The 11494-nt window shown below is 58.6% G+C and carries 11 protein-coding genes; 1 reads left to right on the forward strand and 10 read right to left on the reverse strand.

Going from position 1 to position 11494, the window contains the following annotated elements; genetic code table 11:
* Window positions 1–7 precede the first annotated feature (7 nt).
* From GOX75_RS03180 to GOX75_RS03220, 9 genes are all read right to left on the reverse strand, one after another.
* Entirely contained in the window at window positions 8–1270 is a 1263-nt protein-coding gene (locus tag GOX75_RS03180; protein ID WP_171121149.1) for a c-type cytochrome, read from the reverse strand.
* Window positions 1271–2467 carry a formate dehydrogenase subunit gamma gene (locus GOX75_RS03185; protein ID WP_171121150.1) on the reverse strand — a complete coding sequence of 399 codons (1197 nt, stop codon included), beginning with the start codon at window positions 2465–2467 and terminating at the stop codon, window positions 1271–1273.
* Between the two features lie 27 nt (window positions 2468–2494).
* A complete protein-coding gene (locus GOX75_RS03190; protein ID WP_171121151.1) occupies window positions 2495–2845 on the reverse strand; it encodes a putative quinol monooxygenase in 351 nt (116 codons plus the stop codon).
* A 110-nt stretch (window positions 2846–2955) separates the two neighbouring features.
* Window positions 2956–3549, reverse strand: coding sequence for a formate dehydrogenase FDH3 subunit beta (gene fdh3B / locus GOX75_RS03195; RefSeq protein ID WP_037307340.1), 594 nt, complete (start codon window positions 3547–3549; stop codon window positions 2956–2958).
* 12 nt (window positions 3550–3561) lie between these two features.
* Entirely contained in the window at window positions 3562–6456 is a 2895-nt protein-coding gene (locus GOX75_RS03200; protein ID WP_171121152.1) for a formate dehydrogenase subunit alpha, read from the reverse strand.
* Window positions 6457–6560: 104 nt separating this feature from the next.
* On the reverse strand, window positions 6561–6749 hold the full coding sequence (locus tag GOX75_RS03205) for a ubiquinol-cytochrome c reductase iron-sulfur subunit N-terminal domain-containing protein (RefSeq protein WP_039530250.1): 189 nt from the start codon (window positions 6747–6749) through the stop codon (window positions 6561–6563).
* A gap of 57 nt (window positions 6750–6806) precedes the next feature.
* Complete coding sequence (locus GOX75_RS03210; RefSeq protein WP_171121153.1) at window positions 6807–7415, reverse strand: molecular chaperone; 609 nt, start codon at window positions 7413–7415, stop codon at window positions 6807–6809.
* Between the two features lie 4 nt (window positions 7416–7419).
* Window positions 7420–8004, reverse strand: a complete 585-nt coding sequence (locus GOX75_RS03215; RefSeq protein ID WP_171121154.1) for a DUF3306 domain-containing protein — start codon at window positions 8002–8004, stop codon at window positions 7420–7422.
* On the reverse strand, window positions 8001–8555 hold the full coding sequence (locus tag GOX75_RS03220; RefSeq protein WP_171121155.1) for a DUF3305 domain-containing protein: 555 nt from the start codon (window positions 8553–8555) through the stop codon (window positions 8001–8003). Before GOX75_RS03220 ends, GOX75_RS03215 begins: the two co-directional genes overlap by 4 nt.
* 263 nt (window positions 8556–8818) lie before the next feature.
* Here GOX75_RS03220 and GOX75_RS03225 point away from each other — a divergent pair, with 263 nt between their 5' ends.
* A complete protein-coding gene (locus GOX75_RS03225) occupies window positions 8819–10771 on the forward strand; it encodes a 4Fe-4S binding protein (RefSeq protein ID WP_171121156.1) in 1953 nt (650 codons plus the stop codon).
* On the opposite strand, the gene GOX75_RS03230 is transcribed toward GOX75_RS03225, so the two are convergent.
* The gene (locus tag GOX75_RS03230; RefSeq protein ID WP_171121157.1) at window positions 10765–11493 is read right to left on the reverse strand and encodes a cytochrome c; all 729 of its coding nucleotides are present in this window, start codon (window positions 11491–11493) and stop codon (window positions 10765–10767) included. The genes GOX75_RS03225 and GOX75_RS03230 overlap by 7 nt on opposite strands.
* Window position 11494: the final 1 nt, after the last annotated feature.

The following is an 11494-nucleotide window of genomic DNA, read 5'->3' on the forward strand; positions in this document are numbered from 1 at the left end:
CTCCGGCTCAGTTTTCGGGCGCCGTGGCACGACGCAAGAAAGCGATAAGGTCTGTCCTGTCGCTGGCTTGCGTGATCCGCTGCATCGGCATCTTTGACCCCGGAATGTAGTGGTCAGGCCCTTCGTCGAAAAGAGCATTTATCGTTTCGCTATTCCAAACGATATCAGAGTCTTGCAGCGTCTCCGAGTAGAAATATCCCGGCAGCGTACCTGCCTTGCGGCCGAAGACACCGTGCAACGTCGGTCCGGCGCGCCGCTGACCATCGGGTGTCAGGCTGTGGCAGATCGAGCATTTGCGGGCGAATTGGCGTTCACCATTGCCCATTTCGTTTGGGTTTTTCAGAAAGCTGGGTTCGGAAGACGCCATCTTTTCCCGATCGCCAAGATCTGAAACCGGCCAGCTATACATGGCCTCATCAATGCCTCCGGCGTGGATATTACGGCCATCTGCGGAAAAGGCCAAGGCCCAGACCGGTCCGCGCAGGGTGGCGCGAAAATCCTGTGCAATGCGCCATTCGACTGTGTCGATGACCATGATATAGCCTTCTCCGTCACCCACCGCCAAAAGGCTCCGGTCTGGGCTGAGGGCCAGGGCGAGGATCGGGCGTCGATCCAGGGTAAAATCCTGTTCTTCCCCGGTGGTCAGGTCCCGGATGCGGGTAACGCCGTCAACGGCCCCATATGCGATCCAATTGTCCTGAGAGTTCAGAATAAGCTCGTTGATGCCGAAACCATGCTCTACCAAACGCAAGGTTTCCTGACCTGTGCTCAGGTCCCACACCCGTAGCGCGCCATCCATTCCTGCGGAATAAAGCCGTGAGCCGTCAGGTGAAAACACCACTGTATTCACGCCGCTTCCGGTCGGGCCAAGCACCATAGGGGCTGACCCGTCCACCGGCCAAACGCCTATCGTGCCGTCCCAGCTTGCCGTTGCAACATGGGTTTTTGAGGCCGCGATACTGACGATCTTGCCTTGATGTCGCCCCACTACTTCGCCGCCGGGCCAGCGTCTAAGTGTGAAGTCATCCCCGGCCGAGTAAATGGATGTACCGTTGAACACGACCGAATTTACCGCCGCTTCGTGTCCTTCCAGCCATTTGGGGGTTTGGTCAGACCAAAGCCCCACGGAATTGTCGAAACTTGCCGTTGCGATGCGCCCGTCCGGTGCCGTGGCTATGCCCATGATCGGGCCGCCGTGCCCCTTGAGCGTAAAGAACTCCGCCCAGGCGGGCAGGGGTAGCAATACCAGTGCAAAGGCCAGAGCGCGCATTTATTCCGCAGGTGAGGCCGCTGCTTTTCCTGCCTCTTTTTCCTGCACCTCTTCCAGCCACAGGGAATGGTGTTCACGCGCCCATTGCTCCTCGACCTCTCCAGTGCCCATTGCGTCAAACGCGCCTTCCATACCGACGGACCCAAGGTAGATATGTGCGATGATTATGGCGATGAAGATATACGCAACCATCACGTGCCATACCTGCGCATATTGCATCTCTTCTTGCGGGGACATCTGCGTCGGCAGGTTCAGACCCAGCAGTTGGGGCAATCCCGTTGCATTGGCAACCGAGAAGGTCTTTGCAAATAGCGGCATCTCAAACGGGAAGAGCAGGGACAGACCCGAGAGGCTGATCGAAATTCCCAACAGGATACAGGACCAGAAGATAATCTTTTGACCCGCGTTAAACTTCTTGGCGGGTGGGTGTGATCCCTTGGTGAAAAGCCCTCCGCCTGCGGCCAGCCATTTCAGATCGACGCGGTTCGGGATGTTGTGCGAAATCCAGTTGATAGTGACAATCACCAGCCCGATCATAAAGGCCCAGGCAAGGTTGTTGTGAAGCCATTTGCACCCCTGTGCGATCGTCGCAAATCCTTCCTTGCCAAAAATAGGCATCAGAAAATCTCGACCATAAAGCGTCAGCAGCCCGGTAATCCCAAGGATCAGAAACGACCCGGCAAACAGCCAGTGGCCAAAGCGCTCGAACCCATTGAATCGAAGAACGGTGCGACCCGTTTTTTCTCCGTCGATGCGGATTTTTCCACGGATCAGGAAGAACAGCAGAATGATCGCGGCCATGCCAGCAATGATATAGCTACCATATTCGCGCAGGGGGCCGGTGCGAAAGTTCAGCCACCACATGCCTCCGTCCTGAATAAGGACACTGGCGGCGGGTCCCTTCGAGGATACTGTGACATCGGCCGACCCATAGCGCAGCGCGCGATATACATCGCTGTCGGACGCAACGCCCCGCGTGCCAAGCTGGCCCAAAAGGCCCTCGGCATTTCCTTGACCGGTGTTTTCGGACCGGTACGAGTTATCGACCTTTTCGCCGCGCTGTCTGGCAAGGATGTCCTCTAGCGTGGTTGCCCCGCCGGTCGAGGCGCGTTCGGGCGCCTGAGCTTCGGAAGTGTCCTGCGCCCAAGCGACCCCTGTTAGGAATATCGAAACAAGCAGGAAGTAGATCAGGCGCATTTGGACACCCTCCTGTGGGTTAATGACTTAGCGGTCGAACCCGCCGATCTGTTGGTGAAAGACCGCGCCAACTGGGGATAGGGCCGCACGCAGGTCATCTTTCGCAGGTCCGTAGACTTCAAGTTGCACGGGTGTCAGTAGGGACATGAACCGCTCGGCGAAGTTGGCGCCGAAATTCTGCATATGGATCAGGGCATCGTCAGAGCTGGCGTAACGCTCATAGATATGGATCGCATTGCCGCTCTGGTGCCATTCATAGCTTTTGGCGCCGTTTTCCTGAAGGGTGGCCGCCACCATCTCGGCCATCAGTGCCTCGAAATCAGATTGTTTTTCGGGGTTCAGATCCAGCTTCAGCAGCCAGTAGATATCTTCGGTCATTTCAACTCCGTCACGGTCAAGTCGTACGGCAGAACCAATCAGTGGATGCCGCGCATAATAGTGCGATAGCCCCCGACGTGACGCGGGGACTATCGTTTTGTTTTAAGGCCTTAGCCGTCTTTCTGGTCGTAGGCGGTGCCCCAACCCCACGCGCCCGAGCCAAACCCGCGCGCAACAACGCGCTCGCGGTAGATGGCCGAGACCACGTCACCGTCACCGGCAAGCAGGGCCTTGGTGGAGCACATCTCGGCGCAGATGGGCAGTTTGCCCTCGGCAATCCGGTTGCGACCATATTTGGCGAACTCTGCGGTCGAGTGCGTTTCCTCGGGGCCGCCGGCACAGAAGGTACATTTGTCCATCTTGCCGCGCGATCCGAAGTTGCCCGCCTGCGGATATTGCGGCGCGCCAAACGGGCACGCGTAGAAGCAATAGCCGCAGCCAATGCACAGGTCTTTGGAGTGCAGGACGACACCTTCTTCGTTCTGATAGAAGCAGTCGACCGGGCACACCGCCATGCAAGGCGCATCCGAGCAATGCATACAGGCCACCGAGATCGAGCGTTCGCCCGGGTTGCCGTCATTGATCGTTACCACCCTGCGGCGGTTGATGCCCCATGGCACCTCGTGTTCGTTCTTACACGCGGTAACACAGGCGTTGCACTCGATGCAGCGTTCAGCGTCGCAGAGAAACTTTGCTCTAGCCATTCGTTTTCCTCCTTACGCTGCCCAGATCTTGCAGAGAGTACACTTGGACTCCTGCATCTGGGTCACTGAATCGTAGCCATAGGTCTGGGCGGTGTTTGAACTTTCGCCCAAGACATAGGGGTCTGCACCTGCGGGGTATTTCGACCGCAGATCATCCCCCTGGAAATGGCCGCCAAAGTGGAACGGCATGAAGGCCACACCGGCACCGACCCTGTTGGTCAGCATCGCCATCACCTTGACCTTTCCGCCTTCGGGACCTTCGACCCAGACCTGTTGCCCATCACGGATACCAAGGTTGTTGGCATCCCGGGGGTTGATCTCGACGAACATGTCCTGCTGCAGTTCAGCCAGCCACGGGTTTGACCGTGTCTCATCACCGCCGCCTTCATATTCGACCAGACGACCAGACGTCAGGATCATCGGATAATCCTTTGAAAAGTCGTTCTTCTGAATCGAAGCGTAAAGGGTTGGCAGGCGATAGGCCTGACGGTCCTCGTAGGTCGGATAGTCCTCGACCAGATCGCGCCGGTTTGTATACAGCGGTTCGCGATGCAGTGGGATCGGATCCGGGAAGGTCCAGACGACCGCGCGGGCTTTGGCGTTCCCGAAGGGCGCACAGCCATGCTTGATCGCAACCCGCTGGATACCGCCAGACAGGTCGGTTTTCCAGTTGGTCTCTGGTCCCGCAACGGCGTCGATTGCCGCGCGTTCCTCGTCCGTGAGGTCGCCGTCCCAGCCAAGATCCATCAGCATCTGCATCGTGAACTCGGGATATCCATCCTGAATTTCCGACCCAACGCTATAGACCCCTTCGGCCAGCAGGTTGTCACCGTCGCGTTCCACACCGAAACGGGCGCGGAAAGTCAGGCCACCTTCGGCCACCGGCTTGGACATGTCATAGAGGTTCGGTGTCCCCGTATGACCCATTTCCGGTGTTCCCCAGCAGGGCCAGGGCAGGCCGTAATATTCGCCGTCGTTGGGTCCACCGATGGCTTGCAGCGTGGTTCTGTCGAACGTGTGCTGGTTGGCCATATGGCTTTTCAGACGTTCCGGCGACTGACCGGTATAACCGATGGTCCAGAGGCCCGAGTTGAACTCACGCGTGATGCTTTCAACATTCGGCGTTTCCGGGTCTTCCATCTCGATATTGCGGAAGAAACGGTCCGCCCAGCCGAACTTGTTGGCGAACTTGGCCATGATGACCTCGTCCGGCAAACTTTCGAACAGCGGATCAACCACTTTGTCGCGCCACTGCAGCGACCGGTTCGATGCAGTGGCCGAACCACGTGTTTCGAACTGCGTACAGGCAGGCAACAGGTAGACACCGTCGGTGCGGTCATGCAGCACGGCGGAAACAGTGGGATACGGGTCGATTACGACCAGCATATCCAGCTTTTCCATCGCCGTCTTCATTTCCGTCATGCGGGTCTGCGAGTTGGGCGCGTGGCCCCACAGAACCATGGCACGGACGTTGTTGTCCTGATCCATGTTGGCCGGATCTTCCAGAACACCGTCGATCCAGCGGGAAACCGGGATGCCGCGCTCATTCATGAGCGGCTTGTCCTTGCCTTCCTTGTCCTTGATCGTGGCGAACTGACCTTTCAGCCAATCCAGATCTTCACCCCAGACACGGCTCCAATGGCCCCATGCCCCTGCGGACAGGCCGTAATAGCCGGGCAGGGTGTGGGACAGAACACCAAGGTCCGTCGCGCCCTGCACGTTGTCATGGCCACGGAAGATGTTGGTGCCACCACCCGAGGTGCCCATGTTGCCCAGCGCAAGCTGAAGAACACAGTAGGCGCGGGTGTTGTTGTTGCCGTTGGTGTGCTGTGTGCCGCCCATGCACCACACAACGGTGCCGGGACGGTTGTTCACCATGGTCCGTGCGACGCGGCGTAGCTGAGAGCCGGGCGTGCCGGTGACGCGCTCAACCTCATCCGGGTTCCACTTAGCAACTTCCTCGCGGATCTGGTCCATGCCCCAGACACGGGTGCGGATGAACTCTTTGTCCTCCCAACCGTTGTCGAAGATATGCCACAGGATACCCCAGACCAGAGCGACGTCGGTGCCGGGGCGGAAACGGACATATTCATCCGCATGGGCCGCGGTTCGCGTGAAACGCGGGTCGCAGACGATCAGGGGTGCATTGTTCTGCTCTTTCGCGCGCAGGATATGCAGCAGCGAGACGGGGTGCGCCTCGGCCGGGTTACCACCGATGATAAAGATGGCCCGGCTGTTGTGCATGTCGTTATACGAGTTGGTCATGGCGCCGTAGCCCCACGTGTTCGCAACGCCCGCAACAGTGGTCGAGTGGCAGATACGGGCCTGATGGTCCACGTTGTTCGTGCCCCAGTAGGCAGCGAACTTGCGGAACAGATAGGCCTGTTCGTTATTATGTTTCGCGGACCCCAGCCAGTACACGCTGTCCGGACCGGATTCCTGACGGATGTTCATCATGCCGTCGCCGATCTCGTTGATCGCCTGTTCCCAGCTGATGCGCTTCCACTCTCCGCCTTCCTTTTTCATCGGGTATTTCAGGCGGCGCTCGCCATGGGCGTGCTCGCGGACCGAGGCCCCCTTGGCGCAGTGTGCACCCAGGTTGAACGGGCTGTCCCAGCCGGGTTCCTGCCCGACCCATACACCGTTTTGCACTTCGGCAACGACGGTACAACCGACCGAGCAGTGAGTGCAGACGGATTTGATATTCTCAACGGCAGTGTTGGCCGCTGTCTGGGCACTGGCTGGCGTCACGGTTCCACCCGTGGCGCTGATCGCGGCAAGGCCGCCGATCGTCAGGCCCGAGCCACGCAGGAATGCGCGGCGATCGACGGTTTTCTCGCCGACCTGGGACAGGATACTTGTCCGCTGGGGGCGTCTCGCAACCCCGTTGGTCTTTTTCCTAAGCATTTCTTTCCTCCCTTGCTGGCCATGTAAGCCATGGCTGGCTTGGTACTGTTGGTGCCGACGTCAGGGCCAATCGCAACCGTCAGTCGGGTGTGACGTCGTCCGGCTTAGAACCGGGCGCTGTCGAGATAGGCGCGTGTGTGCGCTGTGTCCTGCATCCGGGTTTCGTCCGTCGGCAGCTCGGCTGCTTCGGCTTTCCCGGTCAGGCTGGCGGCGGCTACGGCAGCGGGCGCTGCGGTTCCGGCCAGTTTGAGGAAGTCGCGGCGTGTTGCGCCTTCTTCCTTGGTCTTGCTCATGGGCTCCTCCTGTCCCAATTGCGGTTTGATGCCCATCGGGCACCGGCGAGCGGCGGGTTACGCCGACATTCGGAAGGCTTCGCGCTCGATCTCCATAAAGACCCGACCGGCAGTACCTACCGAGGCATAAAGAACCGAGTTCTCGGCGCCTTCCAAATCTGAATAGAAATGCGTGGCCCAGGGGCCAATGTGCTTGTTCCAGAACGCTTTCTGGTCGTCCAACGTAGCAGGCGGTCCGAAACGCCCGACGATCATGCCCGCCATCATCTCCATCAACGAGGCGATGTTGTCTTCTGGTTCAAACACGTTCTGCGCGCGGGTTATCCCACGCGCGGCCATGTCATTGCGAAGCTGGGCCAAAGGTTTTTCGTTCAGGAAACCTGTCAGGTAGTAACTTGCATAAGGCAGCAACTCTCCGCGTCCCAAACCGATGAACAATGCGTTGAACTCGCGCTCGGCCGCTGCGGGCTTGGTGACCTTTGCCACCCGTGCCATTGCCTGAACGGCCTGGCCCAGATCTGTATCATCCCCGCTGAGGCCCACCACCTGATCCAGCAGCAACTGATCCGGTGGACCTGACAAAAGCAGACCCAGAAAATTGTAGAAATCCGCGCGCAGGCGATCCTCGGCCGAGACATCCATCTGTTGCGCTTCATTTGCGGTCATTCAGTCATCCTTCGAATTCAAATTTCATACGGCGCGGGGCAGGGGCCAGTTCGACCTCGTCCGGCTCATCAAGTTCTATTTCGGCCGCCATCAAAACGGGTTCCGCATCGGGCGTGTCGGTTTCTTCCAACTCGATCTGAGGTTCTTCAGCCTCGCTCTCGTCAGCCTCGGCCTCGTCAGCCTCGGCTTGGGCGGCCAATGCTTCGACATGAGCCAGCATTCCCTTACCGACCTGATAAGCGGTCTGCAGATTTTCGATGACACAGGCCGCGTCTGTGTAATCCTCGCCATAGTCAACAAGCCCGTCGACATTGGCCAGAACCGGGTTCAGCCGCCACAGCCGACGCAGCGCACGGCGACGCAGGCGGTCAGGCACAGCTTTGGCCATAAAGCCCGAGACGTCATCCCCGGCCTGCAATTGATCGGGATCGGGCAGATTGAACTCGGCAAGAATTTCGGCGTCTGTCTTTTCTTCCAGTTCGGCCTTTTGCGCAGAAATTGCCTGTTCCTCGGCAGTCAGCAGTTCGGCATCGACTTCGGCCTGAACAGCAGCCTTGCGGCGGGACCAGAAATCGCGCGCTTCGGTCATTGCAGAATCCTCCGCGGGGCACGGTAGACATCCGAGGTTTGCCGTATGCGTGCATCGCCCTTGCCATCTTCGACCAGATCAGTGCGTTTTTTGTCTCGCTTGCGTTTGACGAAGACCTCATCGCGGTGATGTTCCAACGCAAAATCCCGAACCCAGGCAATCAATCCTTCGGTCATCGGGATTTTTTCGACAATCTCTTCTCCGGTATCCGCATAGTCCTGCCCCTCGAACGGGGATGCGGTGACCAGAACTGCGTCCATCGGGCGCTTGCCATCCAGCGCGTCACGCAAAACCAGATAGATCGACGGTTGCCCGTCCGAAAGGTTCACCATGTAGGCTTCGGTTTCATCTGCCCAGAGGGTCAGCGGCAAGGTGGCGGCATGGTATTCAATGGCCTCACCTTCGCGTCGCATTTCAAGCCAATCAGCCGGTCCCGCACCGGGCAGAACGGCAACGGCGCGCCAGTTCCATTTGGCCCAGCGGGTTACACCGGGTGTTTTGCGCACGACGACGCCAATTGGCATTTCGATCTGGCTTGCGGCCTTCGCCACTTAATCCTCCCCGGAAGACTCTCCCCTGCCTTCCCCTCGGTCCACTATGGTACACAAAATAGCTCTGTGCCAAGCCCGACATCTACGACCTTAGTCGTAGACCGTGATCGCAAGTTTGCGAGGAACCCGTGGGATGCCTTGGTTTTAAGGCTTGAATGGGATCATAAACCTGCACCCAACCGTTTTTGAGGTGGGGTTTACATTGCCAGTTTGGGAATACAGCCTACTGTGCTGAGAAAAGGCGCGACGTCCGGGGAGGGGATATGAGCACCAAAATACTTCTTTGTGACTGCGCGGGGTCTCAATCCATTGACGCCGAAAAGCTGGCGTCGGCCTGTGATGTGGCGTGCTCAAAGGTTCACACCGCCCTATGTACCCGTGAGATCGAAGCGGCGGCTGCGTTAATGCAAGAAGGCGACACACTTATCGCCTGCGGGCAGGAGCAGGACGTATTTCGTGCTCTAGCGGAAGAATTGGAATTGGATGCGCCGGGGTTCGTCGACCTGCGGGATCGTGCAGGCTGGTCCGAGCAAGGGAAAGATGCAGCGCCCAAGATGGCCGCCCTTGCGGCCGAGGCTTTGTTGCCCCAGCCCATAACGCCAAGTATGGATGTTTTCAGCGAAGGGACCTGTTTTATTATCGGACCCGGAGCTGTCGCTTTTGACGTGGCCGAGCTGTTGGCAACCGCGCTAGCCGTCACAGTTTTGGTGACGGACGACGCCGAACCAATGTCGCGCGCCTACGACGTTGTTCGGGGGCGCATCAAATCGCTGAATGGGGCATTGGGCGGGTTCACCCTGTCGATGGACGCCTTGCAGCAACTTGAACCCGGTGGGCGAGGTGCCTTTGCCTGGAGCGAGCCGCGCGATAAGGCTAAATCGTCCTGCGACATCGTATTGGACCTTACGGGCGGGACCCCGTTTGTGCAGGCCCCCGCCAAACGTGAGGGGTATCTGAGTGCGGACCCTAAGGATGCTGTCGCCGTCGAACGGATGATGTTCGACGCCGCGCAATTGGTTGGCACGTTTGAGAAACCTCTTTACGTTCGGGTTGAGGAAAGCCTTTGCGCACATTCCCGGGCCGAGCAGGTCGGGTGTACGAATTGCCTGGACATCTGCCCGACCGGAGCAATCACTCCGGCAGGTGAGCATGTGGCAATTGACCCGATGATTTGCGCGGGATGCGGAGCGTGCGCAGCACTCTGCCCATCGACCGCAATCACGTATGAAGACCCGCCTGTATCGGCCTTGCTGTCGCGGATGCATATCCTTGCGCGGACTTATCGCCGGGCCGGAGGGCAGGCCCCTCGGCTGCTGGTCCACGATTCACATGGGGCGGAAATGATCCGGCTTGCCGCTCGTTTCGGCAGGGGTCTGCCGTCAGATGTAATTCCGATCGAGTTGGCTGTGATTTCCGGTTTTGGTCATGCCGAAATGCTGGCTGCGCTGGCACACGGATTTGCACGGGTTGATGTCGTGCTTGCGCCGACAACGGAACGGGACGCATTGGATCGTGAGCTTGAACTGGCGCAGGCGATTGCCGGAATTGGCGCGCTTGGTCTGATTGACGAGGCAGACCCAGATGCGCTGTGCGATGCGTTGTACGAACAAAACGCCCCGGTTCCGCTGGCTGATCCGGTTCTGCCGCTTGGCAACCGACGGCAGATTGCGCGGTTGTCAGCTCAGGCCCTCAATCCACAAACTGAGGCACCGTTGCCATTGCCCGAAGGCGCGCCCTATGGTGCCGTTGCGGTCAACACCGACGCCTGTACCTTGTGCCTGAGTTGCGTGTCGTTGTGCCCATCCGGAGCATTGATCGACAACCCGGACAAGCCGCAGTTGAACTTTCAGCAGGACGCCTGTCTGCAATGCGGGATGTGCAAAACGATCTGCCCCGAGAACGCGATTACGCTTGTTCCGCAACTGGACCTCAGCGATGCGGCCCTGTCTCAGCAGGTGTTGAATGAGGAAGAACCCTTCGCCTGTGTCGAATGCGGGGCGCTGTTCGGGGTCAAATCGACAGTCGAACGTATCATGGAAAAACTGTCGGGCACGCACCCGATGTTCGCAACCTCGGACAAGGCGCGGATGATCCAGATGTGCGACAACTGCCGCGTGAACACGCAGTTTCAGCAGACGGACAACCCCTTCCAGTCCAATCCGAAGCCAAAGGTCGTCACCACCGACGACTATTTTTCAAAAAGAAAGGATCACTGAAGCTGAAGCGGCGCGCCAAGATCGGCGGCTTTTATGACGGATACGAAAGCCAAAATAGCCTCTAAGTCATCCAGCGTCATTTCGACAGGATGGATGGGGGACGGGCGTTCAGGATCGAACGGAGCAGTCAGCCCTTCAATTTGCGTGAAGGCCGGATGGGGGTTGAGGGCAAAAAACGCCTCAAACCGTTCAGACCAGTCAGGCATCGCGCGCAGCACCGCAAAAGATGGGGTAGAGCCCAGACCGTTCATTCGGTTCCTGGGGCCGATCACGTGGCACCGCCCGCAATGAGTCATCGACAGTTCTTCGCCCAATGCTGCATTGCCGTCGATTACCGTTTCCTGCTGAACGGCGGCGACCTCAAAGCTGGCAGAAAACGGCGGGCCGCTGTTGGGGCTGAACCCTTCCACGGTGCGTTTGCCGATATCCGAAAGCAGCCAGTCTCGGAACCTTTCGTGTTTGGCGTCATCTTGGATACGCAAGTGGTAAATTACGCCGTTCCGGGCAAAGACAGGATCGCCCGGCGGTTCCGCCTCCAGAACAAGAACGCCTGTGTCATCCGTAATAACGCGTATCCCGGTCTTGAGAGAGAAGCGCGGAAGGATATGTTGCAACAGACCAGAGTCTGTAACCTCTGTGGGGGCAGCAAGTCCCAACGCCTCTTGCGACCAAGAGGGGGTAGCGGAGAGCGTAAGGCTCAGGCACAAAAGGACACGGCGCATG

The sequence above is a fragment of the Ruegeria sp. HKCCD7251 genome (assembly GCF_013031165.1).
In the GTDB taxonomy this organism is placed as follows: Bacteria; Pseudomonadota; Alphaproteobacteria; order Rhodobacterales; family Rhodobacteraceae; genus Ruegeria.

Bases quoted from the DNA above. Each gene is read 5' to 3' on its own strand.
- GOX75_RS03210 (WP_171121153.1), bottom strand. From the start codon at position 7,415: ATGACCGCAAATGAAGCGCAACAGATGGATGTCTCGGCCGAGGATCGC.
- GOX75_RS03225 (WP_171121156.1), top strand. From the start codon at position 8,819: ATGAGCACCAAAATACTTCTTTGTGACTGCGCGGGGTCTCAATCCATT.
- GOX75_RS03200 (WP_171121152.1), bottom strand. From the start codon at position 6,456: ATGCTTAGGAAAAAGACCAACGGGGTTGCGAGACGCCCCCAGCGGACA.
- GOX75_RS03230 (WP_171121157.1), bottom strand. From the start codon at position 11,493: ATGCGCCGTGTCCTTTTGTGCCTGAGCCTTACGCTCTCCGCTACCCCC.
- fdh3B (WP_037307340.1), bottom strand. From the start codon at position 3,549: ATGGCTAGAGCAAAGTTTCTCTGCGACGCTGAACGCTGCATCGAGTGC.
- GOX75_RS03215 (WP_171121154.1), bottom strand. From the start codon at position 8,004: ATGACCGAAGCGCGCGATTTCTGGTCCCGCCGCAAGGCTGCTGTTCAG.
- GOX75_RS03185 (WP_171121150.1), bottom strand. From the start codon at position 2,467: ATGCGCCTGATCTACTTCCTGCTTGTTTCGATATTCCTAACAGGGGTC.
- GOX75_RS03190 (WP_171121151.1), bottom strand. From the start codon at position 2,845: ATGACCGAAGATATCTACTGGCTGCTGAAGCTGGATCTGAACCCCGAA.
- GOX75_RS03180 (WP_171121149.1), bottom strand. From the start codon at position 1,270: ATGCGCGCTCTGGCCTTTGCACTGGTATTGCTACCCCTGCCCGCCTGG.
- GOX75_RS03205 (WP_039530250.1), bottom strand. From the start codon at position 6,749: ATGAGCAAGACCAAGGAAGAAGGCGCAACACGCCGCGACTTCCTCAAA.